We start from the raw sequence: 24934 nt of genomic DNA, 5'->3' as shown, positions 1-24934 counted from the left end.
CACGGTACCGAGTGTCCGCGACCTGATCGTGTCCAAACCTTTACCCCGACGATGCGGTTTGCAGTAACGATAGTTGGGTGCGACGACTGGGAGCCTTACTATGCGCCGCAGTGTTGGCTCTGGCGGGTGCGCCGGTGGCCAATGCCATCGACCCGTGGTTCGCCAACTCGGTGGGTGATGCCACCCAGGTGATTTCCGTTGTCGGCGTTGGCGGTTCGAAGGCGATGATGGACGTGTACCAACGCGGACCCAACGGCTGGCAGGCCGTGGCCGCAGGAATCCCCGCCAGCATCGGTGCCAACGGTATGGCCGCGGAAACCCACGACGGCAACATGGCTACCCCGATGGGCATATTCACCCTCGACTTCGCGTTCGGCACCGCGCCGAATCCCGGCGGCGGTCTTCAATATGTCCAGATCACCGACAACAATCACTGGTGGGACGGCGACGTCAACAGCCCGACCTACAACACCATGCAGGTGTGTCAGAAAGCCCAGTGCCCGTTCAACACCGACCCGGCCAGCGGCACCGAGAACCTGAACATCTCCGCGTACAAGCACGCCGTGGTGATGGGAGTCAACAAGGAGAGGGTCCCGGGCAATGGTGGTGCGTTCTTCGTACACACCACCGACGGCGGACCGACCGCAGGGTGCGTGGCGATCGACGACGGAAAACTCGTGCAGATCATGCAGTGGTTACGGCCCGGCGCGTTGATCGCGGTGGCTAAGTAGACGTCAAATGTATAGGGCCGTACCGGGTTTGAGCTTGAAGTTCAAGCCCTCGGCCGACATTGTGGCATCGTAGGCGCGGTCGCATCCGGTACCGCTGATCATCCAGCCATTGCTGACGCGACGACAAGTGTCGTGGTAGCAGGCCGGTGATTTCGGGATGGCACCACAACAGCAGAGCCTATGTGGCATGTGTGTGCCGGCATAGAGGTCACTGTGAACGCATGTGGAGTCCAAAACTGCGATGGCGGAACATGTTCGATTCGATTACGAAAGTGTGTCAGGGGACTGTGCGTCTGCCGGACCGACTACTGTGATCTCCGTTATGAGCGACCCGCTTGGGTTGTCGATCGGGACCACCAACCTGGTTGCGGCGCGTGTCGGCAATCACCCTGTCATACGGCGATCGGTATTGACCTTGACGGCAGACCGCACGCCGCAGGTCGGCATGCCTGCAGACGGGCACGGGGTGACGCTGGGCGGATTCGTCGAACGGGTCGGTGACCCGGTGCCGCTGGTGGCTCCCGATGGGGCCTCGTACACCGCCGATGCCCTCCTGGTCGAGGCGCTTGACGCGATGGTCGACGCGGCCGGCGGCTCGTCGTCACAACTCGCCATCGCCGTTCCCGCACATTGGGGTGCGCCTACCCTGCGAGCGTTGCGCAGCGCCATGCGCACCAACCCGAACCTGTGCCACGACGGAATGCCGGCCCGCTTGGTGTCCGACGCCCTGGCGTCGTTGACGGCGATGCGGGCAAACCCGGGCCTGCCGCTCAGCGGTGTGGTGGCACTGCTCGACTTCGGTGGCGGTGGTACCAGCATCACGCTGGCGGACGCGGCAGCGGCGTTCGAGCCGATCGACGAAACCACCCGCTATCTGGACTTCTCGGGTGATCAGATCGACCAGGCACTCATGACATACGTACTCGACGATGCTGCGCAGGCCGGCGGTATCGACCCGGCAGGAACCACGTCGGTCGGCTCCCTGGCGCGGCTGCGCGAGGAGTGCCGGCAGGCCAAGGAACGGTTATCGGCGGAGACTGCGACCGATCTGATGGTCGAACTGCCCGGGTACTCGGCCACGGTCCGGATTACCCGCGCTGAGCTCGAGGCGTTGATCCAACAGCCTCTCTCCGGAGCACTGGCCGCGCTGGAAACTGTGATGGAAGGCAACGGGATCGGCTGGCCCGCGGTAGCCGCCGTGGTCACCATCGGTGGCGGCGCCAGCATCCCGCTCGTCACCCAACGACTTTCGGAGCATTCGCAGGTGCAGGTGGTCACGACACCGCAACCCGCACTGGACGCCGCGATCGGTGTTGCGCTGTCGGCGACGTACGCAGCCGATGCCGACGCCCAGACCGGGGTCGCGCCGACCGTCGGTGTGGCGGCCACCCCGATGCCGGAAATGACTGCCCAGCAACCGGATTCGTCGACATTCCGGGCGCTGGCCTGGTCGCAGGATGACGCCGACGACGACGTGGTGCCCTACACGGGGCCGGACCTGATGGACTCCACTCGCACAGCCGCTAGGCCCACTGTGCAGTATGTGCCGCCGACCGGGCCGATCGAGGCGCCGCGGTCGGCATGGCAGAAACTTCCCGTGGCGGTTTTCGGGGTCGCCGCGGCGTTGGTGCTCGTCGCCATCGGCGGGGTGACCTATGCGCTGACCGGTGCCACAGGAAGTGTGACAACTTCGGAGACACCTACACCCGCACCGCAACCTGTAACTCAGCGGCAAGCGGCTCCTGTCGAGCCTCCGCCCCCGTCCGCGGTGCCGCCGCCACCCGAGCCGGTAACCCAGGTTGCTCCGCCGCCTCCGGAGCCGGTGAAGGAGGCGCCGCCGCCACCCCCTCCGCCGGAAACGGAGACCCGCGTGGTGACCGTGACGTCGACCCCGCCGCCCACGCATACGACGACCACCACGACCACTACGACGACACCGGCGCCGACCACGACCACGACGACCACCACGACGACGCCAACTACGACGACCAACCCGATGACCACGACCTACATCACGGTGCCGTTCGTCCCGGTACCGATCCCGATACAGGTGCCCAACACGGGTCCCGCCACGCAACAGCAGCAGTACCCGTACGAGCAGAACCCCTACCAGCAGCAGTACCCGTACCAGCAGGAGAGTCCGTATCAGCCGCAGTACCCGTATCAGCCTTAGCGGGTAGAGCCCGGGGGCTACCCGTCGCGATACGCGCGATCGAGCTCAACGGGGGTGATCTGCATGTTTACGCCATTGCACCGGTAAGCGCGGGTGGGTCGCGAACATGTTCACAGCACCTATGTACTCGAGAACGTGCTTAGCCCATCTATTGTGTGCCTGTGCCTGATATGGATCGTCGCAGTGTGATGTTCATGATGGGTCTGGGGGTGGCAGCCGTTGCGCTGCCTGCTGGGGTAGCCAACGCCGACCCGGTCGTCGGCGCTGACCCGCCCGGACCTATCGCGCCCGCGCCCGGGACGCCGACACCGGCGGCTGTTGCACCACCCACGTTCATCTTCCAAGACGAATTCAACGGACCGGCTGGGTCTCCACCGGATCCGGTGTGGTGGTACCTGGTACCGGAGCGGGAGAGCATCAAGAACCCGGTCGAGTGGGACAAGCCGTTCAACATGGGGCGGTACGTGACCGACACGGATCATGTGTTCCAGGACGGCAAGGGCAACCTGGTGATCCGCGCGACGCGTGGGCCGGGCACCACCATCCAGGAGAAATACGCCAGCGCCAAGGTCGTCGGGAACTGGCACGGCGGCATCGGCACCACGTGGGAGGCACGCATCAAGCTCAACTGCCTCACCGACGGGGCCTGGCCCGCTTTCTGGCTTCTCAACGACGATCCCGTCCGCGGTGGCGAGGTCGATCTGGTCGAGTGGTATGGCAACCGTGACTGGCCTTCGGGAACTACGGTGCACGCCCGTCTCGATGGCGAGTCATTCGCCACCGATCCCCACCCGATCGATGGTGGCTGGCACACCTGGCGCATGTCGTGGACGCCGCAGGGCATGTACTTCTGGAAGGACTACGCCCCCGGCATGGAGCCGTACTTCCAGGTGCCGGCGTTCTCCCTGGACGACTGGCCATTCAACGATCCCGGCTACACACTGGTGCCGGTGTTCAACATCGCGATCGGCGGCTCAGGCGGTCGCGACCCCAGTGGGGGCAGCTACCCGGCCGAGATGCTGATCGACTGGATCCGCGTCTTCCAAGGCTGAGTGTCCGCTCGCATTACGTATCGCAGCACGCTGAAGAAGACAATTGTGCGTTATCTGGCGGGGCTCTGAGGAAACTCCAAGATCACCAGGGGGGTTGCTGCGCCCATGTTTGAGCGCTCGTATGGTGCTCTCTGTGGCGCGGCATGCATTAGCCAGCAGACGGCGGGTATCACCGGCCGTCGGGGCTGCTCTGCTCGCCTCGGTCGCGGTGTGCTTTGCGGCGGGTGGCAGCGCCGCTGAGTTCACCGCCGCGCAGCCCGCTTGGTCTGTCGCCGAGGGCGGCATGGCGGATGGTCTGCGGGTGGTGACACCGGTGCTGAGCAAGTTCTCGTCAGCCCCGTCCGACGAGGAATCGGGCATGGCCGTCGTCTCCCTGCAAGGGGCGTCGCGGTCGCGTTACCGCGTCGTCCCCGTCGCTGTCGTCCCCCGATTCCTGCCGGTCGGGGTCGCGCCCGAACGGGGCCTGCAGGTCCGCACGATCCTCACGGCCCGCGCCGTCAGCGCCGCGTTCCCCGAGATCCACGAGATCGGCGGGGTCCGCCCTGACGCGCTGCGGTGGCATCCCGACGGTTTGGCGCTCGACGTGATGATCCCCAACCCCGGCAGTGCCGATGGCATCGCGCTGGGCAACGCCATCGTGGCGTACGCGCTCAAGAATGCGGACCGATTCGGGCTGCAGGACGCGATCTGGCGTGGCACCTACTACACGCCTAGCGGTCCGCAGAGCAGCGGCTACGGCCATTACGACCACGTACACCTCACCACCACGGGCGGCGGTTACCCCAACGGTGGTGAGGTCTATCTGCGCTGAGTCGTCGGCCGCTTAGGCGTTCGTCCCAGCTACTTCACAGCATGCTGCGCACGGGAATCGAGCGTCTGCGGCAGCTAACATGCACATACTGGTGCTGTGCAGGTGAAATCGTGGCTGACGGCGGCGGGGCGATATGTCCGCAGCGCCCCGCTGACCTATGCGTGGCTAGCTGTCCTGCTGGCCACCACGATTGTTCAGCATCAAACGCATGGCCGGGAGTTGCACGACCTGTTGGTCCAGAGTTCGACCAACATCCACCACCTGGAGACCGATCCCCTCTACGTGCTGACGACCAGTCTGTTCTGGATCGACGGTCAGTACTGGGCTCCGTACTTGGTGCTGTTCAGCCTCATCCTCGCGCCCGCCGAACGCTGGCTCGGCCAAATCCGTTGGCTCAGTGTGGGTTTGATCGCACACATACTGGCCACCTACATCAGCGAAGGCCTGCTGTACCTGGCGATCCACGACCACGTCGCACCCGCGCGACTCGTTCAGGTACGCGACGTCGGGGTCAGCTACTTCCTTGTCGGGGTGGGCGCCGTGCTGGCCTACCGCATCGTGCGGCCGTGGCGTTGGGTGTATCTCGGCACAGCGTTCATCTATTTCGGGGCCGCCCTGGTCGGCAACATCAATTTCACCGCGATCGGGCACCTGTCGGCGCTCCTGATCGGGCTGTGCTGCTATCCGTTCGCACGACCGGTGACAGCTCGGGCCAGCACTCCTGACTCCAACAACAGGTCCCGAACTACCGTCTGACACTGCTACTTCTGCCAGATGCTCGTGCGGCCGACTCGTCTGGAGGATCCGCGGACACGCGCGTGGGCGCACATGTTTGGTGATCGGCCTCGACATGGTTTCATCGCAGCGGCAGGCTGGAATACTGCTGTCGGATGAGATCTCAAGGGCGGCGCCGCGCGAAGGTCATCACGATGTCGCGGATGGGTTCCTCTCTGACGGTTCCCCATTGCGGGCCCACCGCAAAACCCGCATCGGTGGCCACGAACCGGTAGCCTGGCAGGTCGCGCCGTGGGTTGAATGGAAACTTCATGTGCCACAACCGTTCTGCGACGGCAACCGCTGCCTTGGTGGGCATGGGTCGGTCGATTCCCAGTGGCGCACAGATATCTTGGGTGTGCACCAGGATGTCCATCAGCGGGTCGACTTCGGTGGTCATCGGTGAGCGTCGTCGCGAGCCGGCCATGGCCCGCAGTCGTGCGGTGATGTCCTGTGGAGTGGCCGGGTCCGTCAGTGCCGACCGGCGGACCATGGCGTCGAAACGGAAGCCTGACTTCAATGCCGCCAACGCGAGGTCCTTGCGGCCGAGTTGCGACTGCGTGATGTGGACCGCAACATCCCGCACGGTCCAGCCCTCGCAGAGGGACTGCGTCGACCACTGTTCCGGGGTGAACGTGTCGAGCAGGTCGGCAAGTGCATTGCGCTGCTCGTCGATGGTGCGCCAGATTGCGTCGGATTCCATATCTGTGAACCGTACTGATGACTGATCTTCGTGGCGCCGACGACGGGATTCGAAACCCGCGTATTCGGCTTGGGAATTTGCTACAACGAAATCAGCGCTTCTAGAACGGGTCGCAATAGCTGGCTATGGTGGTCGCTAATGCGCAGTTCAAGCGCAGTATTGGGCCACCATTGCGAACAGATCTTGTCTGGCTTGCTGCATCCCGATGGTTTGGTCGCACAGCACTACGAACGGAAAGCGCCGGGGTTTCTGGCCGATCGGTTCGTGTGGGCCGCAACGCCCCACCTCATGACCGCGATCGCGACATCGGGAAGCTGATCAGCCGTAGAGCTCAGCGACAGCGCGTCATCTCGCAACGCGAGCAAACACAAGGCTGTCCAGTTTCCGGCGAAAAAGACGGCTCTGCGTCTGCCCGGCGGGTCAGACGGCCACCGCAGGACGTGGGGACCCGCACAGATGCGGAACCGGCTACTCTTACCCGCAATCCGTGGCGGTTCGCCCTGGAACACTGCGGCTTTCGAGGACCACCCTTGATTCCGCGACCGTACCGCCAGCAACCGCGTCGTGCGAGTGGGAGAGCCTTGATGAGGAATCGACCGCGTTTTTCCGTGCCCGGGGTTGCCGTGGCCAGGCGTGAGGTCGAATCGCCTAGCACAGCAGACGACCCCGCCGATGCCGCAGAGAAGCTCCACTGGTGGCTGTTCCATCTGACCTCTGCCTTCCGGCGTCGGGACCACGAGCAGGTCTCGGCGGGAGGATTGACCCTGACGCAGTGTTCGCTGCTCTACACCCTGCGGAAGAAGGGGCCGTTACGCACAGCTGACATCGCGGAATTGAGCAAAGTTTCCGCACCCACAGTAACGCAGGCAGTGAGCCGGCTCGAGCGCCTCGGCCTGGTCAGACGCTTCCGGGACCCATCCGACCAACGCGTTTCGTGGATCGAGATCACCGACGCGGGCTCAACGTTGCAGCGTGAGGCCGTCAACGGGCTTCTCGACGCGATATTGACCGAACTCACGGTGGCGGAGATCATCGCGCTCAAGGATGCGCTGGCACCATTGGAGCGTATTTCACGCGCCGTCGAAACAGAGTTGGAAATGACCGTCGTACTGCCGCATTCCGGTACCGTGCGCGACGCTGTCACGCAGAACAACACGCTATAGCGTGCCTTGTGCGCGCGTGACGATGCTCAGCGGCACCATTACTTTCGTCGGATCTGGCCCGGCGGGTCCGATCTGCGATCAGTTGCAGTGCTTCTCAGAACCTGGGCGGCTCACGCCGCATACCTGAACACGCTGCCCATCGGTAGCGATCGGTAGCGATCGGTAGCGCCTCCGGCGCCTGAATCGGGCCCACTTTGGCTGCCGTGAAGCGCCCTCAGCTCGCCTCCTGGCGCCGGTGAGGTTTGCGGAGACCCCAACGGTGACAATAAAAGTGCTGTTCAGGGCGATAGTTAGGTTGCCCCGTTGTTTCTCAGATATCTCCCACCTAATCTCCAGGACTTGCACAGGAAATTCACATTGAATGCACAAGGAGAGGCCATGCAGGCACTACGTCGTACCCAGTCGTGGGAATGCGACTACGAAACCCGCCCCGCACGACCGCTGTCTCGCCGGACCAAGTTCGCAATTGGGAGTGTCGCGATGGTCGGGGCCGGCGCCCTGGCCATGACGCCGGTGGTCGTGACGCCGACCATGCCGGAGGTCCGCCAGATATCAGAGGCCGCCATCGGGCTTTCTGCGTTCGACAATCCTTTGACCGTATGGCTGAACACATTCACCAATCTGACCACCAATGTGGGCGATCTCGGCGAAGCGATCTCGGGTGCGTCATCAGACTTGTCGGACACCCTGAGCGACCCGGACATCCAAGCCGAACTCACCGGCATGTTCACCAACGCAGATCCGCAGCGTCTGTTGGGCGCACTGACCAATGCCGAGTATCTCGAGCGTCTGGCCGCCGGCGGTTCCGGAGCCGGCGAGACCTTGCAGAACGCCATCACCGGTCTACCGGCCATCCTGCAGCGGATGGCCGGTGATGTCGCGGCGGGCGAATTCCTCGACGCATTCAGCGAGATCAACGTCTGGGTACTGGTGGACGTGCTGGGTGACGGTCGAGGAGAACTTCTCGACGCCTTCCGTGTTCCCGGCGACTTCCTCGAGGAGGCCGGTTTCGGCCCGATCGCCCGGATCCTGGGGACCACCTGGATGGATCCCCTCGACGCGGCAGGCAACCCGCGATCCGGATACGGGGCGGGTCTGCTGTCTCGCGCAGTTCTGGGCAATGCCGCCCGCGCGGTGATGGCACCGACGATCACCGCGAGCATCCAGACCATGGAGATTCTCGATGCCACCGTATTGGCGCTGAAGAACGGCGACTACGAAACGGCGATCAGTGGGTTGGTGAACGCACCGGCCAGGATCACCAACGCCTTCCTCAACGGATACATACCGTCCTTCATCGACCCCGAAACGGGTGAGGGCGCAATCGATCCCACCACCGGTCAGCCGTACCCGGCGCAGGCATTCCCGGGCATCTTCACCCCGCTGACCACTCGGGCCAACGGCAGCACCTCAGTCGGTGGCACCTTTGACTTCTTCTTCAACCAGGCAGTCCGGGAGGTCATCAAGTCGTTGGAGATCGGGCCTCGTCCGCAACCGGATCCACAGCAGGCCACGGACACCGCCCGCCCTGAGTCGCGGACCATGTTGACGTCCGGGTCGTTGACCGACATCCCGCTCGGCACCAACACCGTCACGCTCAAGGTGGACTCGCCGATCTCGGACGGCGACACTGCATCGGCACCTGGGCTCAAGCAGACCCCCGGATCGACTGAAGCAGCCGCTTCCGCCGGGGGGCTCACCACGCTTCGAGACGATGAGAAGGTCGGCACCTCGGCGCCCGCCGAGGCCGACGCGGTGACCGGTACAGATGCGGCGACCGCTGAAGCCAACGACACTACATCGACACCGGCACCCTCGACTGACGGGTCTTCCGCCGAGGGCGCCTCCAGCGAAAGCAAGTCGATCGTCAAGAAGCCGAAGGCGACCAACTCCCCCCGCGGAACCCTGGCGCGCATCGGTGCGAATACCCGCGGTTCGATCGACAAGTCACTACGGACCGACCGGGAACGCGGCGGGGCGGCCAACAGTGGATCGAGCGACAACACCACGTCTTCGCGTGACGGCGCAGGGTCGAGCGACGCTGCGGGTCGTAACGACTCTCGGCGGGGCAACTTCAGCCATCGGTCCGGCAATATCGCTTCGAGCAGCAAGGACGGCAAGGCCGGCAGTCCCTCCGCCGGTGGCGCTTCGAAGTCCGACCGCGGCAACGACTCCTCCGGCAGCGATGACTGAACTCTGCTGAAGCAGAGCAACACTCCCGCGTCGTGAGGGGACCCGTCCGCGGGGATGGCCGGATCTCGGCCGTCCCCGCGGATCTTTTGCGGCAGTACACATCTCGCCGAGGCGCAGCGCCGGATCAGCGATGGTTTCCGGACTGCTGCTCGTGGTGGTCGCGTTCGGGGGCATGCGAGGTCACGGTCTGCGTGGCGGTCCCGGTGGCGGTGTCGGGTGGGCGCTGCCCGCCAGGATCGTAGTCGCAGGTAAACACCAGCAAACGGTTTCGGATGCCCCGCTTCGCAGACCTAAGGTCAAACGACGGTCAAGATCGCTCTTGGTGGGTGATTGGGAGTGTCACATAGGCCGCTGACCTGCAAAAACCGTAGAGCCGATGACGGGAATCGAACCCGCGTATTCAGCTTGGGAAGCTGATGTTCTGCCATTGAACTACATCGGCGGTGTGTGGCTAGGAAGGTTAGCATCCGCAGCCTATACGCTCGTCGGGTGCTGCTCTCCGATCGCGATATCCGAGCCGAGATCGCCGCGAAACGCCTGGCCATCGAGCCGTTCGACGACACGCTGGTGCAGCCGTCCAGCGTCGACGTGCGGCTGGACAGCTTGTTCCGGGTGTTCAACAACACCCGTTACACCCACATCGACCCGTCGATCCAGCAGGACGAGCTGACCAGCCTGGTCGAACCAGATGCCGGTGAGCCGTTCGTGCTGCACCCGGGGGAGTTCGTGCTCGGCTCCACCTTGGAACTGTGCACGCTGCCAGCCGACCTGGCGGGCCGCCTGGAAGGCAAGAGCTCCCTGGGCCGGCTGGGCCTTCTGACACATTCGACGGCCGGCTTCATCGACCCGGGCTTCTCCGGTCACATCACCCTGGAGCTGTCGAACGTCGCCAACTTGCCGATCACGCTGTGGCCCGGCATGAAGATCGGCCAGCTGTGTCTACTGAGGCTCACCAGCCCGGCTGAGCATCCGTACGGCAGCGCCAAGGTCGGTTCGAAGTACCAGGGCCAGCGGGGGCCGACCCCGTCGCGGTCACACTTGAACTTCATCAAGTCCTAGGCGCCACGAGCGTGCGCATATTGCTGCTGAAACACGGCGGTTTGAGCAGCAGACGCGCACGGTCGCGGGGAAAGTCTGGGGAAAGTCCTGGGAAAGCGGCATCGATCTGTGGCGCCGTTTACAGGAATACCGAGTAGGGTCTAACTAACCGGCGTCGGCGGGCACCGTGCCGTCGCGGCCCGACCAGAACAAGCGCTATCAGCTAATGCGTTCCGGTGTAACGATCGAGCTGCTTGCGTCGATGAAAGTTCTAGTGGTCGGGCGCGTGCGGGATGTGTGCACAATGGCGAATCGCACAACGCAGCAAACACTTTGGAGGGGCTCGGTGGACATCGTACTAGGTGTGTCGATGACACCTACGACGGTCCGCATGGTGCTGGTCGAGGGGGAAAAAGCCGACGGCGTCACCGTCGATCACGACGTCTTCGACGTCACGGGCGGGGACGGCTCGGCAACCTTGAGCGCGGCGGACCAAGTAATCGCGGCGGTGCTCGGAACCCAGGAGAGCGCCGCCGCGGGCGGACACCAATTGAAGGCCACCGGTGTCACGTGGTCCGACCATTCGGATGCGTCTGCATTGCGTGACGCGCTGACCGCACACGGGATCGACGACGTGATGCTGGTGTCAGAGGGCCACGCTGCCGCGGCACTGGCCGAGGCCGTCGGTCACGCCGTCGGCTACGGCACCACGGCACTCCTGTTCATCGATCGCGACGCGGCGACGCTGTCGGTGGTCAAGACCGACGACGGCTCTGTGGTCAAGGTGCTGGGCCGCAGCCTGCACAGCAGCGACGCGATGGCGGTGCTCACTGAGATGGCGGCTGCCGTCGCGGCCCAGGATTCGGCACCGCAAGGCATGTTCGTGGTCGGTGCGGGCGTCGACGTCAGCTCGGTCAAGGCCCACCTGGAGAACCTGGTTTCGCTTCCGGTCAGCGCTCCGGACGAACCCGAACTCGCACTGGCCCGCGGCGCCGCACTGGCGGCGGCGAGCGCACCGGCGTTCGAGGCGTCCACCGTTGGTCTGGCGTATTCCCAGGACCCCGAAGGCACCACTGCGGGTAGTGCCTACGCCGGGTTGGCCGCGCTGCCCACCGAGATGGCCGCCGTCGGCACCGAGCTCGACGGCTTCGAGTCGGCGTTTGGCGACGAGCCGCTGGTCGAGGAAGGGCGCAAACCGTTCCTGCTGGTCGGCAGTGCATTGACCTCGGTATTCGTCATTGGTGTCGTCGCACTGGTCATTTCGCTGGCGGTCAGCATCCGGCCGACCGTAGACCAACGGCCCGCACCCGCTGAGGGCGCGGTGATCCCGGCGGCTCCGGTCAAGCCCGCGGCGCCTGCGCCCGCGCCGGTACCGGTGCCCGAAGCGCAGCCCGCTCCGCAGGCGCCTCCGCCCGCACCGCCGCCGGAAACCATCAAGGCTCCGATCCCGGTGGTGCAGGAGGCCCCGCAGCCGCGTACGGTCGTCGTCGATCAGCAGCCCGCGGCCGCCCCGCAAGCCCCGCCTCCGGCAGCTCCCGTGCCCGAGGCTCCTCCGCCGGCACCGGTGCCCGTGGCGCCCGCCCCTGTTCTGCCGGCCCCCGCACCGATCTACAACCCGCCGGGCTACATCCAGCCGCCGGTGGTGATGCTCCCGCCGATCCTGAGTCCGCCGGTGATCGAGCAGCCACGGCGTTCCCCGTGGCAGCCGCCCCGGCAGCGTCAGTCGGCCGATGAGCCCGATTACCCCTGGCAGCCGCCGTCGCGGCAGAGCCCGGGTTCGCAGTATCCGTATCCCGGCTCAGGATCAGACGGCTCCGGAGACTGGGGCCCCGGTTCCGGTTCCGACGGTCGCCGTGGTGGTGACAACACCTGGAACCCAGGGGGTTCGGGCGGTCGCGGCGGCGATGGCGGCGGTCGCGGCGGTGATTCGATCTGGCCGTGGCCGTTCGGCGGCCACTGACCGCTACCAACCGTTACCTGACGTTGGTTTGCCGCTTGATGTGACGTAGCGGCGCGCTCACTCGCACGGCCTATTCAGGCAGTATGCGATGCACCGTATTCGGAACCGGTTATCTCGGAGCCACGCACGCCGCCGGGATGGCAGAGCTCGGCCACGAGGTCATCGGGGTGGACATCGACCCGGGCAAGGTGGCCAAGCTCGCCTCCGGCGATATCCCGTTCTATGAGCCGGGATTGCGGAAGGTGTTGAACGACAACCTGTCCGCGGGCCGGCTCCGGTTCACCACCGACTACGAGGAAGCCGCCGACTTCGCCGACGTGCATTTCCTCGGGGTGGGCACACCGCAGAAGAAGGGCGACTACGGCGCCGACCTGCGCCATGTGCACGCCGTCATCGACGGCCTGGTGCCGCGGTTGCGTCGCCCGGCGGTGATCATCGGCAAGTCGACCGTTCCGGTGGGCACCGCCGCGGACCTGTCCAAGCGGGCCATCGGCCTCGCTCCTGACGGCGTCGACGTCGAGGTGGCCTGGAATCCCGAGTTCCTGCGCGAGGGCTTCGCCGTGCACGACACGCTGCACCCCGACCGCATTGTCGTTGGCGTGCAACCTGATTCCGGCCCGCACCCGAGGAGGGCAAAAGAATCACGCGCCGAGGCTGCGGTACGGGAGCTGTACGCGCCGTTGCTTCAGGACGGCGTGCCGTTCCTGGTGACCGACCTGCAGACCGCCGAGCTGGTCAAGGTGTCTGCCAATGCGTTTCTGGCCACCAAGATCTCGTTCATCAACGCGATCTCCGAGGTGTGTGAGGCTGTCGGCGCCGACGTCACGCTCCTGGCTGACGCGCTCGGCCACGACCCGCGCATCGGGCGGCGCTTCCTCAACGCAGGCCTTGGCTTTGGTGGAGGCTGCCTGCCCAAGGACATTCGTGCATTCATGGCCCGCGCCGGTGAGCTCGGCGCCAACCATGCGCTGACCTTCCTGCGCGAAGTCGACAGCATCAACATGCGGCGCCGCACCGCGATGGTGGAACTGACTGCCCGGGCGTGCGGGGGATCTCTGCTGGGCGCTAACATCGCGGTGCTGGGTGCGGCGTTCAAGCCCGAATCCGACGACGTGCGTGACTCGCCCGCGCTCAACGTGGCGGGCATGCTGCAGCTCAACGGGGCCACGGTGAACGTATACGACCCGAAGGCAATGGAGAACTCACAGCGGGTCTTTCCGACGCTGAACTACTCGACGTCTGTCGTCGAGGCGTGCGAGCGGGCCGACGCGGTGCTGGTGCTGACCGAATGGCAGGAGTTCCTGGACCTGGATCCCGACTCGTTGGCCGATACGGTGCGCGCGAAAGTCGTTGTCGACGGCCGCAATTGCCTGAACGTGCAGCGGTGGCGACAGGCCGGATGGGGCATGTATGCATTGGGGCGCGCGGCGGCGGCTGTTTGACAGTTGTCGAACAATTCCCGCAGTCGTAACCTCGGATCATGCGGGAACGGATCCGTTGGCTCGCTCTGCACGGCGTCATTCGCGGCCTGTCCGCGGTCGGAATGCGTCAGGGAGACCCACAGGCCAGGCTGATTGTCGACCCACAGGTACGTGCGGACCCGGCATCCTTCGCCGACGAGCTGCGCGACCGCGGCCCGGTGATCCGTTGCCGGGCAGTGCTTCTGACCTTCGATCACACCGTCGGCTACGAGCTGCTCCGGTCCGACGATTTCCGGGTCAACAAGCTGGGCGGCGGCCTGCCGAAACCACTGCGGTGGATCGTCGACAAGACGAACACGGGCCTGCTGCACCCGATCGAGCCCCCGTCGCTCCTATCGATCGAACCGCCGGACCACACCCGGATGCGCAAACTGGTGTCCTCGGTGTTCACCACCCGCGCGGTGGCCCGGTTGCGGGAACGCGTCGAAGAAACCGCTGTCGAGCTGCTTGACGGACTTGAGACGACAAAAGACCTCACCGGCTCCATAGACGTGGTCGACCGCTACTGTGCCAAACTGCCCGTCGCGGTGATCGGCGACATCCTCGGCGTGCCCGAGTCCGACCGACCCAACATCCTGCACTTCGGTGAACTCGCCGCGCCCAGCCTCGACATCGGTTTGTCGTGGCCGCAGTGCCAGCGGGTCAACGAGGGCATCGCAGGGTTCGACCGCTGGTTGACCGGCCATCTGCGGTACCTGCGGAGCAACCCGGGCGAGGATCTGATGAGCCAGATCATCTCCGCGTCCGACGGTGGGGCGGCCGGCGAACCGCTCACCGAGCATGAGTTGAAGGCCCTCGCCGGGCTGGTGCTGGCGGCCGGTTTCGAGACCACGGTCAACCTGCTGGGCAACGGCATCCGGATGTTGCTGGACCACCCCGAGCACCTGGAGACGCTGGCCGCACAGCCCGAATTATGGCCCAACACAGTCGAAGAGATCCTGCGCCTCGATGCGCCGGTGCAGATGAGCGCGCGAATGGCGGCCCGCGACACCGACGTCGCCGGCACCGCCGTGCAAGCCGGCGAGCTGATCATCATCCATCTGGCCGGAGCCAACCGCGACCCGCGGGTGTTCGCCGACCCGCACCGGTTCGACATCGAACGCGAGAACGCCGGCCGGCACCTGTCGTTCTCCGGTGGCCGGCATTTCTGCCTGGGTGCGGCGCTGGCCCGCGCCGAGGGAGAGGTCGGCCTGCGCGCGTTCTTCGACCGGTATCCCGACGCCCGGCTGGCAGGCGGTGGCGTACGGCGCGACACGCGCGTTTTGCGCGGTTGGTCGACTCTACCGATCACGCTCGGCACCGCGCGTGCGGCGGTAAATTCGTAATGTGGACTTCCGAGCTGCTCTGCTCGATCAGACTCGAGCCTTCGGAGAGTTGATCGCGACCGGCGATCCCGAGACGCGCATTCCGACCTGTCCGGACTGGACGCTCAAACAGCTCTTCCGCCACGTGGGCCGCGGAAACCGTTGGGCAGCACAGATAATCGCAGAGCGAAGGACGCGGGCACTGGACCCGCGCGAGGTACGCGACGGTCGCCCGCCCGATGACACCGATGCGGCGATCGCCTGGCTCAACGACGGTGCCGAGCTGGTCCTCGATGCCGCGGACCACGTTGGCAACAGCGCCCGCGTGTGGACCTTCATGGGACCCAAGCCCGTGGGCTGGTGGATCCGCCGTCGCGTGCATGAGGTCGCCGTTCACCGCGCCGACGCCGCGCTGGCTCTCGGGGCCGATTTCGACTTGGCGCCCGAACTCGCCGCCGACGCGGTCAGCGAATGGCTCGACCGGACGTGCGTGGAGGCGACCGTAGCGCACCAGACGCCTCTGGAGCCCGGGCGTACCGTGCATCTGCACGCCACCGATGCCGGCCTGGGTCCGACCGGTGAATGGATGGTGCGTAACGACGACGGCGAGATCTGGTGGTCGCACGACCACGGCAAAGGCAGCGTCGGGGTGCGCGGCAGCGCCACGAATCTGTTGCTCGCGGTCACGCGGCGGGCCACGGCGGCCGATCTCGGGCTGGAGACGTTCGGCGACATCGGCGTGTGGGACCGGTGGCTCGAGCACACCCCGTTCTGAGTAGCGTACGTTTCGTTCATGACCACATCCGAGATCGCGACGGTTCTGGCCTGGCACGATGCGCTCAACGCGCAGGACTTCGGGACCCTGGACCAGCTGTGCAGCGATGACATCGAATTCGGTGACTCCCGTGGCGCGGCACAGGGCCGCGCCGCCCTGCGGCAATGGGCGCGAGAGCTGGGCGAGACCGTGACGGCCGGCCAGATGTTCGTGCACGACGGAGTGGTGGTCGTCGAGCAGACCATCCTGGACTCCGACGGCGACGCCAGCACTTCGGCTTCGGCGTTCCGGGTTGTCCATGACCACGTCACCTCGGTTTTTCATCACCCTGACCTGGCCGCGGCGCTGGCGGCGACGGACCTGACCGAGAGTGATCTTGTTTGAGGCGGCAACGCTAGTGGTGTGAGTGCTCGGGCGTGGCCAGCACTGCCGCGATACCCGTCGTCAACGGAACCGACAGGGCCAGTGCGATACCGCCGACCGCGGACCGCGTGATCTCGATGGCCACGCTCTCACCCGTCAGCACATCGCCCAGGGAGCGGTTGGCGACGCTGAACAGCAGTAGCAGTGGCAGGGCGCTGCCGGCGTAGGCCAGCACGAGGGTGTAGACGGTGCTGGCGATGTGATCGCGACCCACTCGCATGGCCCCGACGAAGACCGACCGCCGAGTGCCGCCGTGCTCAGCCAGTTCGAACACCGTCGACGCCTGCGTCACCGTCACATCGTTGAGCACACCGAGTGAACCAATGATGAATCCGGCCAAGAGCAGGCCCGTGATCGACACATTGCCCAGATACGCCGCAACCTCATTGTTCTGATCCTCGGACAGACCCGTCAGATGAGCCATTTCGATTGCCCCCCAGGACAACAACGCGGCGAGCAGCAGTGCGGCGAGCGTACCGAGCAGGGCGGCACTGGTCCGCAGGCTCACCCCGTGGGCCAGGTAGATGACGGCGTAGAGGATCGCCGCCGAGGCGACCAGCGATACGGGGACGGCCGCGGCACCGTCGCGCAGCGCAGGCAGCAGGAACACCACCAGCACCACGAACGCAACCGCGATACCGATCAGGGCGCGCAGCCCGCGCCAGCGCGCCACTGCCACGATGACCACCGCGAACGTCGCCGCCAGCGCAGCCAGCGGCCAGGTGCGTTCGAAGTCGAAGAACGCGTACGTCGTCGTTCCCGCATCGTCGACCTGTCGGCTCAACCGGACGTTGTCCCCGGGAGCCAGATGGGGTTGTCCGGGGCCGTTGGTGAACTCCAGCAGAGTATTCGCGCCTTTGTTGGGTCCCGAGTCGATCGAGACCAGGTTCTGCACGCATTGGCCACCGCCGGGCGGGGCCGGCATTGGATTGGCGGTGAGCACCGCGCCGGTCGACGGACTGCCGCAGTCGGCCATACGGCCGGACAACACGTGCCCGGCCTCGGTGGTGACCGCGCCGCCCGCGGAGTTCTGGAATGGCAGTGGGATGGCGACTTTCTGCTGGCTCGGCCACAGCAGGACCAATCCGGCCAGTACCGCGATACCGATGGCGACCAGCATGCCGACGACGATCTTGGCGGCCAGCGGGCCGAACGGGGCAGGACCGCCGCTCAGTGAGTGTGAGTGTGAGTGGGAATGCGAATGCGCCACTCGCACAGGGTAGAGCGTCGAGCTGTTCGGGTACTGCGCCGCGACTACTGCCGGTAGCTGGCCAGGAAGTTGCCCAGCCGCTCGATCGCCGCGGACAGATCACGTGACCATGGCAGGGTGACGATGCGCAGGTGATCCGGTGTGGGCCAATTGAACCCAGTGCCCTGGGTGAGCAAGATCTTCTCCTGCAACAACAGGTCGAGCACGAGCTGCTCGTCGTCCTGGATGTCGTGGACCTCGGGATCCAGCCGCGGGAATGCATAGAGCGCACCCGAGGGCTTCACACAGGACACGCCGGGGATTTCGTTGAGCTTGGTCCACGCAGTGTCGCGCTGTTCCAGCAGCCGCCCGCCGGGCAGAACCAGATCATCGATGCTCTGATAGCCGCCGAGGGCTACCTGAATGGCATGCTGCGCAGGCACATTCGGACACAACCGCATGTTGGCCAGCAGGCTGATGCCCTCGATGAAGCTGCTCGCGTGTTCCTTGGGTCCGGTGATAACTAACCAGCCCGATCGGTAGCCCGCAACGCGGTAGGCCTTGGACAGCCCGTTAAAAGTCAGACACAGCACGTCCGGCGCCACCGACGCCATCGAGATGTGTTTGGCGCCGTCGTAGAGGATCTTGTCGTAGATCTCGTCGGCCAGCAGCATCAGCTGATGCTTGCGCGCCAGGTCCGCGATCTGGGTGAGGGTTTCGCGGCTGTACACCGCGCCCGTCGGGTTGTTCGGGTTGATCACGACGATCGCCTTGGTGCGCTCGGTGATCTTGGACTCCAGATCGGCGATGTCGGGGTTCCAGTCCTGCGTCTCGTCGCACAGATAGTGCACCGGGGTTCCACCGGCCAGCGAGGTCGACGCGGTCCACAGTGGATAGTCCGGCGTCGGAATCAGCACCTGATCACCGTTGTCCAGCAGCGCCTGCAGCGTCATGGTGATCAACTCGGACACACCATTGCCGAGATACACGTCGTCCACGTCGAACCGGGGGAATCCCTCGACCAGCTCGTAACGGGTGAACACCGCACGGCGGGCGCTGAGAATGCCCTTGGAGTCGGAGTAGCCCTGCGCATGCGGCAGCGCCTGGATCACGTCGCGCATGATCACATCGGGAGCCTCGAAGCCGAACGGCGCCGGATTGCCGATGTTCAGCTTGAGGATGCGATGGCCTTCAGCTTCCAGCCGCGAGGCGTGCTGGTGTACCGGCCCGCGAATCTCGTACAGGACATCCTGCAGCTTCGTCGATTGGGCGAATACACGTGGCTTCGGGTGGTGCCCGGTACCTTGCCACGGCAGCTGATGGGTAGTCACGTCCACCATGGTCTCACCGTCGTCCAATTGTTTTGCAATTTGCGGTACAGGCGACAGAAACGCCGATGGCCAGTCAAGGCACACAGTTCAGGGTGAACATGTGCCATAACTGGCCATCGGCGGTGTCGATCTAGCGCTTACCGGGGCGCCGTGTACCCGGCTTGATGCCCAGCCCCACCACGGGCGGTTCGGGCTTGGCCGGCTCCGCCGGCGCGGCTACAGCCACAGGTGCCGGGGCAGCAGGAGCGGCGTTGTTGTTGCTCGGCGCGGCCTTCTTGGCGCCGGGACGGCGTGCGCCTGTGGCGATGCCCAGACCCACCACGGGCGGTTCCGGTTTGGCGGGCTCCGCCGGTGCCGCGGCCACAGGTGCCGGAGCGGCGGCTGCCGGAGCAGCAGTCTTCTTGGCTCCCGGACGCTTGGCGCCCGTAGCCAAGCCCAGACCCTTCACCGGAGCGGCGGGCGCTGCCGGTGCCGCCGGAGCAGCGGTCTTCTTGGCTCCCGGACGCTTGGCGCCTCCGGCCAGGCCCAGACCCTTAACGGGGGCAGCGGCAGCCGGTGCCGCCGATGCCTGCGCGGCAGGCGCGGCCTTCTTGGCGCCGGGACGCTTGGCAGCGCCCCCCATGCCCAAGCCGGTCACGGGCTTGACTTCCGCGGCGGTGGCCGCAGCAGGTGCCGCGGCGACTGCGACTTCCTCGACGACCGGTGCTGCCGCGGCCGCAGCAGCTTCTGCCTTGGCCTCGGCCTCGGCGCGAACAGCCGCGCGTGCCTCGGATTCCTTGGCCGCCGTGCCCTTCTCGGGCAGGGTGATGACGGACTTGTCGAGCGAGGCCAGCAACAGCTGGGCCACGTCGAGCACCTCGGCCTTCGGCAGATCGGCGTTGGCGGCTACCTCATCGACACCGTCGGTGAGCATCACGCGGCAGAACGGGCATCCGGTGGCGATCGCAGAGGCGCCTGTGTCGAGTGCCTCCTCGGTGCGCTCCTGGTTGACGCGCTTGCCGATGTGCTCTTCCATCCACATCCGCGCACCACCGGCACCACAGCACAGGCCACGGTCGGCGTGACGCGGCATCTCGGTGAGTTTGGCCCCGGCCGCTCCGATCAGCTCACGAGGCGCGGCGTACTCCTTGTTGTGCCGGCCCAGGAAGCACGGATCGTGGTAGGTGACGTCCTGACCCACCGGCGACACCGGAACCAGCTTCCTGTCCCGGACCAGGCGGTTGAGCAGCTGCGTGTGATGCAGCACGGTGTAGTTGGCGCCGAGCTGCGGGTACTCGCGGCCGATTGTGTTGAAGCAGTGCGGACAGGTCACCACGATCTTGCGGTCGACCGTCTCGACACCCTCGAACAGCTCGTTGATGGTCTCCACGTTCTGCCCGGCCAGCTGTTGGAACAGGAACTCATTGCCGGCCCGTCGGGCGGAGTCACCGGTACAGGTCTCGCCGGTGCCCAGCACCACGAACTTGACGCCCGCGGCGGCGAGCAGCTCGGCGACGGCCTTGGTGGTCTTCTTCGCGCGGTCCTCATAAGCGCCGGCGCAGCCGACCCAGAACAGGTACTCGAATCCGTCGAAGCTGTCGACGTCCTGACCGTAGACCGGGACGTCGAAATCGAGTTCGTCGATCCAGTTGGTGCGGTCCTTGGCGTTCTGGCCCCAGGGGTTGCCCTTGTTCTCCAGGTTCTTGAACAGCACGCCGAGCTCACCGGGGAACTCCGACTCGACCATGACCTGGTAGCGGCGCATGTCGACGATGTGGTCGATGTGCTCGATATCCACCGGGCACTGCTCGACGCAGGCGCCGCAGTTGGTGCAGGACCACAGCACGTCGGGGTCGATCACACCGCCCTGCTCAAGGGTGCCGACCAACGGGCGCAGCGCCTGCTCGGGACCGGATCCCATGACACGTTCGAAGCCGTCCTCGGGCACACCGTGCCGAAGCGCGCTGTGGTCCAGCGTGGCGAAGTCGACCGAGCCTTCCTCGGGCATCGGCTTGCCCTCGATGATGTACGGGGCCTTGGCGAACAGGTGATCGCGCAGGTTCATGATCAGGAGCTTGGGCGACAGCGGCTTGCCGGTGTTCCAGGCCGGGCACTGCGACTGGCACCGACCGCACTCGGTGCAGGTCGCCATGTCGAGGTTGCCCTTCCAGGTGAAGTCCTCGATGCGGCCCTTGCCGAACACCGCGTCCTCGGCGGGATCGTCGAAGTCGATCTTCTCGCCCTTGTACTCCATCGGCAGCAGCGGGCCGAGGCCGTTGGGCAGGCGCTTGAACGTGACGTTGATGGGGGCCAGGCCGATGTGCAGGTGCTTGGAGTGCAGCACGATCAGCAGGAAGGCCAGCATGACGCCGATGTGGGCCATCAGTGCCAGGGTCTCCAGCCACACGTTGGCGGTGTGTCCCAGCGGGGCCAGCAGAGCAGCCATCGCGTCGGAGAAGAACGCACCGGACTGATACGGGAAGGCGGCGCGCCCCTCGTAGTTGAGCACGTTCACCGCGGCGCCTCGGAACACCGCATAGGTCAGGATGACCAGGAAGATCATGTACAGGATGGTCCAGGCGCCGCCGTTGTGCGAGCCGTAGAACCGGGATCCGCGACCCACCTTCTCGGGGTTCTTGTTGATACGGATGATCGCGAAGACGATGATGCCGGCCAGCACTGCGACGGCGAAGAAGTCCTGCAGGAAGCCCAGCACGGGCCAGCGGCCGATGATCGGGATGTGGAACTCGGGGTCGACCAGCACCCCGAAGGCCTCGAGGTACACCGTAGCGAGGACGAAGAAGCCCCACATCGTGAAGAAGTGCGCGATGCCGGGGATCGACCATTTCAGGAGCTTCGACTGGGCGAAGACTTCCTTGTTCTGGTTCAGGAAGCGCTGAACCAGATGGTCCTTGCGGCCGCGTTCGTCACCGACCTTCTGCCCGGAGCTGATCAGCTTGGTCAGCCACATGATGCGCTTGACAGCAAATACCAAGACGATGGCAGTCGCCACCAATCCAACGATCAACCGGCCCGTCGTGAGTATGTGCTCCAGGCTGTTTTCCAACGGGTGCCTCCCAGGTCCATGGTTACTGGTCGGTAACTAATCCATGTTACCGACCGGTAACTTAAGCTCAGTGCCTGCTTATAGTGACATCTATTACGGAATCACCGCTACCAAGGCTGTCCTAACTCCCTTTCGCGACCTCTTGGGTTCCGGCTGTGGAAATACTTGTGATTCCCTGGTAGCCGACTGCGACGCTCGTCACAGGTGCCGTGATATCCGTCGTGATTTTTCCTCGCTGGGACCGAATATCGGCTGTGTTTTGAGATATCGGCCGGAGTTGTCAGTTCTGCACGGCCAGCATTGCTCGCAACATCGACAGCATCTCCGAGCGTGATTCGGCGCCGAGTCGCCGCCGGATCCGTGCCACGTGATGCTCGACGGTCTTTGCCGAAATGAACAATTGACTGCCGATGTCGCGGTACGGCATGCCGAGCAGGAGCAACTCGGCGACTTCGCGTTCCCGATCGGATAACCGCGCGGCAGCGCTCGGCCCGCGCTGGGCCGCCGGCGACGCAGCGCTCGTGGCGGCCGCCAATTCCGGTAGTGGTGTCTCATCGACCGCGCTGCCCTGTTTGAGATCGCGGGCCAGCTGCAGCATCGCTTGCGATACCCGGGCGTCGGGTGTGTGCAGCGCGGCCTGGCTCGCCAGCCGGGTGCCGTCCCAGGTCAGGCCATATTGCGCCAATGCGCGTGCGGCCACGGTGACCTCGTCGGTGTCGACCTGGTTGGCCAGCACACGAAGCCAGGTGCGGCCCGCATGAGCCAGGGCCCGGGCGAACGTGCTCTGGCCGGCCGCCGCGGTCAGCGCCTGCCCATGCGGGGCCACCGCGGCCGGAGAGCCGGCCAGGATCCCGGCGTGCACGCCGGCCCAGTGCAGCGGTACTGACCACAGCACCGGATTGCCCAACGATTCCAGCAGGTCGAAGGCTTGTGAGAGGGCGTGCTGCATTCGGTCGACCTGACGCATCCTGGCGCCGGCCACCCACAGTTCGCCGAGCGGGAGCAGGGAGAACAGGTCGACGGAGTACTCGGCCAGCACCTCCATGGCTGCATACCAGTGCTGTTGGACGGCGCCGCTGTCCCCGGCGCGGCGCGCGACGGCGGTGCGCAGCGCGGCGGCCCACAGGGCATCCCGTCGGTGCAGCCCGTGGTCTGCGGCGGCCGCATCGGCGGTGGCCGCCCCGAGCTGGCCGTCCTGCATCCGCACCCAGCCCTGCAGCAGCCGATGCCGATGGACCGTGAAGGACACTTCGTCGGTGCCCTCCGTGCGGACTGCCCGGCCGATCACGCTGCGGGCCCGCACGGGATCGCCGCCGTGCAGAGCTACCAGTGTGACCAGCGCCGACGGGGTGTCCGGAGCGACGGCACCGGCGTGGTGTTCGCTCGCGAGGGCCTGTCCGAGCCGGGCGACCGTGGCCGGAAACGGCTGATCCAGCGACGACAACACCCCATCTGCCAGGCTGTGGGCTGCGCGGGCTGCGGCGGTGGGCGGGCCGGTGCGCTCGATGATCAGTGCTTCGCGCGCTGCGGTGAGATCACCCGCGGCGACCCCGACGATGACACCAGCCGCGCTCACCGCGGCATCCGGATACGGTCCCAGCCATCGAAACAGGTCGGCCGCCGCGGCGGCGTTGCCGTCGTGGGCGGCGATGCTGGCGGCGATCCGAACGGCTGCGGCGCGCTGCGGGGCGTCGTCGGACTCCAGCAGTTCATCGGCCATCCGGCCAGCCGTGGAACAGTCACCCGTAAGCGCCAGTGCGTCCGCGAGCCGGGTGTTGCCGGAGATGGATCCGGCCTTTGCGGCAGCCCGGTACAGCGCCGCCGCGCGAGCTGGGCGGCCGTGCACGCGGACCGCGCGCTCGATCAGCGCATCGGCCAACCGGTCGTCGCGCAAACCGTGCTCGGCCAGTTGCACGGCAAGATCGGCAGACAGCGTCGACATCTCCAGTTGCGAGTTCAGCAGGGACGTCTCGATCTCGTGATGACGTGCGGCGCCGGCGATCTGGGCCAGGCACTCGTGCACCAGCCGCACGAACCGGCGGTCATACGACGGCTCAACCAGGCCACTCGCGCGGGCCCGGTCGACCAGGTCCACGGCCTCTTCGCCGCTGCAGTGCAACGCCGCGGCCACATCATCGGGGCCAAGCCCCTGACTCAACGACGTGATGAGCAGGGTGTCGCGGGTGTGTTCGTCGATGCGGCATAACCGGTCTATCAGGGTGAACTGCGCAGACTGATCCGGCGGGATCGTCGACTGCGCGGCCGTGGTCACCAGAAACGGCAGACCGGCCGTCGCAGTCAGGACCGATCTGACGGTTTCGGCCGACGCGGGCACGCCGAGCGCGTTGGTGAGGATGCGATTGACCTCGGCGACCGGGAGCGAGCCCAGGAACACCGCCGGACTTTCCCGCTGCAGTGCGGTGGCCAGGGCGCGCAGTGCCGGCCGGTGCACCAGCGGTGCGGTCGCCACGACCACCGTCGCCGCTGGATCGGTGATGTGCTCGGAGAACTCGGCGAGTTCCTCGTCGCCGAGCAGCTGCGCATCGTCGACCACGTATGCGGCGTCGACAGCATCGCCGGGGCGGGGCGGCCGGGTCAGTACCAGCCGGCCGGCGTCACGTAGTGCGCTGCGCACCGCGGTGAGCACCGAGGTCTTACCTGTCCCGATCCCACCGGTTACCAACAGCTTTGCCGGTCGGGTCGGCGCGGAGACCACTGCCGCTACGGCGTCGCGGGCAGCCGGCGGCAGGTCCATGCCGGTGTCCGGCGCCGGGAGGGACATGACTG

Annotated in this window: 19 protein-coding genes, 1 tRNA gene and 1 pseudogene; 13 read left to right on the top strand and 8 right to left on the bottom strand. The window is 65.9% G+C overall.

Translation table 11 applies throughout. The features are described 5' to 3' along the window. The first annotated feature begins 77 nt into the window (after positions 1-77). Positions 78-731 carry a L,D-transpeptidase gene (locus B133_RS0116140; RefSeq protein ID WP_026256505.1) on the top strand — a complete coding sequence of 218 codons (654 nt, stop codon included), beginning with the start codon at positions 78-80 and terminating at the stop codon, positions 729-731. Between the two features lie 3 nt (positions 732-734). Here B133_RS0116140 and B133_RS24975 read toward each other — a convergent pair. Next, positions 735-875: pseudogene (locus tag B133_RS24975) on the bottom strand (nuclear transport factor 2 family protein); the annotation flags it as partial. Positions 876-1053: 178 nt separating this feature from the next. Here B133_RS24975 and B133_RS0116130 point away from each other — a divergent pair. The 4 genes from B133_RS0116130 to B133_RS22915 all read left to right on the top strand — a co-directional run bounded on the left by B133_RS0116130 (position 1054) and on the right by B133_RS22915 (position 5523). Next, positions 1054-2904, top strand: coding sequence for an Hsp70 family protein (locus tag B133_RS0116130; RefSeq protein ID WP_018602513.1), 1851 nt, complete (start codon positions 1054-1056; stop codon positions 2902-2904). Positions 2905-3074: 170 nt separating this feature from the next. After that, positions 3075-3956, top strand: coding sequence for a family 16 glycosylhydrolase (locus tag B133_RS0116125; RefSeq protein WP_026256504.1), 882 nt, complete (start codon positions 3075-3077; stop codon positions 3954-3956). A gap of 133 nt (positions 3957-4089) precedes the next feature. Then, a complete protein-coding gene (locus tag B133_RS0116120; RefSeq protein WP_026256503.1) occupies positions 4090-4767 on the top strand; it encodes a hypothetical protein in 678 nt (225 codons plus the stop codon). A 96-nt stretch (positions 4768-4863) separates the two neighbouring features. Continuing rightward, positions 4864-5523: a rhomboid-like protein gene (locus B133_RS22915; RefSeq protein WP_018602508.1), complete on the top strand. Its 660-nt coding sequence runs from the start codon at positions 4864-4866 to the stop codon at positions 5521-5523. A gap of 142 nt (positions 5524-5665) precedes the next feature. On the opposite strand, the gene B133_RS0116110 is transcribed toward B133_RS22915, so the two are convergent. Next, positions 5666-6244 carry a maleylpyruvate isomerase family mycothiol-dependent enzyme gene (locus tag B133_RS0116110; protein ID WP_018602507.1) on the bottom strand — a complete coding sequence of 193 codons (579 nt, stop codon included), beginning with the start codon at positions 6242-6244 and terminating at the stop codon, positions 5666-5668. A 584-nt stretch (positions 6245-6828) separates the two neighbouring features. Here B133_RS0116110 and B133_RS24475 point away from each other — a divergent pair. After that, entirely contained in the window at positions 6829-7407 is a 579-nt protein-coding gene (locus B133_RS24475) for a MarR family winged helix-turn-helix transcriptional regulator (RefSeq protein WP_157625905.1), read from the top strand. A 378-nt stretch (positions 7408-7785) separates the two neighbouring features. After that, positions 7786-9600, top strand: a complete 1815-nt coding sequence (locus tag B133_RS22905; protein WP_018602504.1) for a hypothetical protein — start codon at positions 7786-7788, stop codon at positions 9598-9600. 124 nt (positions 9601-9724) lie between these two features. Here B133_RS22905 and B133_RS25200 read toward each other — a convergent pair whose 3' ends face one another. Further along, a complete protein-coding gene (locus tag B133_RS25200) occupies positions 9725-9856 on the bottom strand; it encodes a hypothetical protein (protein ID WP_255349246.1) in 132 nt (43 codons plus the stop codon). A 115-nt stretch (positions 9857-9971) separates the two neighbouring features. Next, positions 9972-10042, bottom strand: a tRNA-Gly gene (locus tag B133_RS0116090). A 47-nt stretch (positions 10043-10089) separates the two neighbouring features. Here B133_RS0116090 and dcd point away from each other — a divergent pair. From dcd to B133_RS0116060, 6 genes are all read left to right on the top strand, one after another. Next, positions 10090-10659: a dCTP deaminase gene (gene dcd, locus B133_RS0116085; protein ID WP_018602502.1), complete on the top strand. Its 570-nt coding sequence runs from the start codon at positions 10090-10092 to the stop codon at positions 10657-10659. 325 nt (positions 10660-10984) lie between these two features. Continuing rightward, the gene (locus B133_RS0116080) at positions 10985-12598 is read left to right on the top strand and encodes a hypothetical protein (protein ID WP_026256502.1); all 1614 of its coding nucleotides are present in this window, start codon (positions 10985-10987) and stop codon (positions 12596-12598) included. An 83-nt stretch (positions 12599-12681) separates the two neighbouring features. Continuing rightward, a complete protein-coding gene (locus B133_RS0116075; RefSeq protein WP_018602499.1) occupies positions 12682-14040 on the top strand; it encodes a UDP-glucose/GDP-mannose dehydrogenase family protein in 1359 nt (452 codons plus the stop codon). Between the two features lie 38 nt (positions 14041-14078). Beyond that, positions 14079-15404, top strand: a complete 1326-nt coding sequence (locus B133_RS0116070; RefSeq protein ID WP_018602497.1) for a cytochrome P450 — start codon at positions 14079-14081, stop codon at positions 15402-15404. Position 15405: 1 nt separating this feature from the next. After that, on the top strand, positions 15406-16158 hold the full coding sequence (locus B133_RS0116065; RefSeq protein WP_018602496.1) for a maleylpyruvate isomerase family mycothiol-dependent enzyme: 753 nt from the start codon (positions 15406-15408) through the stop codon (positions 16156-16158). An 18-nt stretch (positions 16159-16176) separates the two neighbouring features. Next, positions 16177-16542 carry a nuclear transport factor 2 family protein gene (locus tag B133_RS0116060; protein WP_018602495.1) on the top strand — a complete coding sequence of 122 codons (366 nt, stop codon included), beginning with the start codon at positions 16177-16179 and terminating at the stop codon, positions 16540-16542. A gap of 10 nt (positions 16543-16552) precedes the next feature. Here the strand turns inward: B133_RS0116060 and B133_RS0116055 are convergent, their stop codons facing one another. From B133_RS0116055 to iniR, 4 genes are all read right to left on the bottom strand, one after another. Further along, positions 16553-17797 carry a YibE/F family protein gene (locus B133_RS0116055; protein WP_026256501.1) on the bottom strand — a complete coding sequence of 415 codons (1245 nt, stop codon included), beginning with the start codon at positions 17795-17797 and terminating at the stop codon, positions 16553-16555. A 38-nt stretch (positions 17798-17835) separates the two neighbouring features. Next, complete coding sequence (locus B133_RS0116050; RefSeq protein WP_369751456.1) at positions 17836-19110, bottom strand: pyridoxal phosphate-dependent aminotransferase; 1275 nt, start codon at positions 19108-19110, stop codon at positions 17836-17838. Between the two features lie 121 nt (positions 19111-19231). Further along, entirely contained in the window at positions 19232-22147 is a 2916-nt protein-coding gene (locus tag B133_RS0116045) for a (Fe-S)-binding protein (protein ID WP_018602492.1), read from the bottom strand. 280 nt (positions 22148-22427) lie between these two features. Beyond that, complete coding sequence (iniR, locus tag B133_RS0116040) at positions 22428-24929, bottom strand: isoniazid response ATPase/transcriptional regulator IniR (protein ID WP_018602490.1); 2502 nt, start codon at positions 24927-24929, stop codon at positions 22428-22430. Positions 24930-24934: the final 5 nt, after the last annotated feature.

Source organism: Mycobacterium sp. 155 (genome assembly GCF_000373905.1).
Taxonomy (GTDB): domain Bacteria; phylum Actinomycetota; class Actinomycetes; order Mycobacteriales; family Mycobacteriaceae; genus Mycobacterium.
This window is presented reverse-complemented; position numbering and strand designations above follow the sequence as displayed.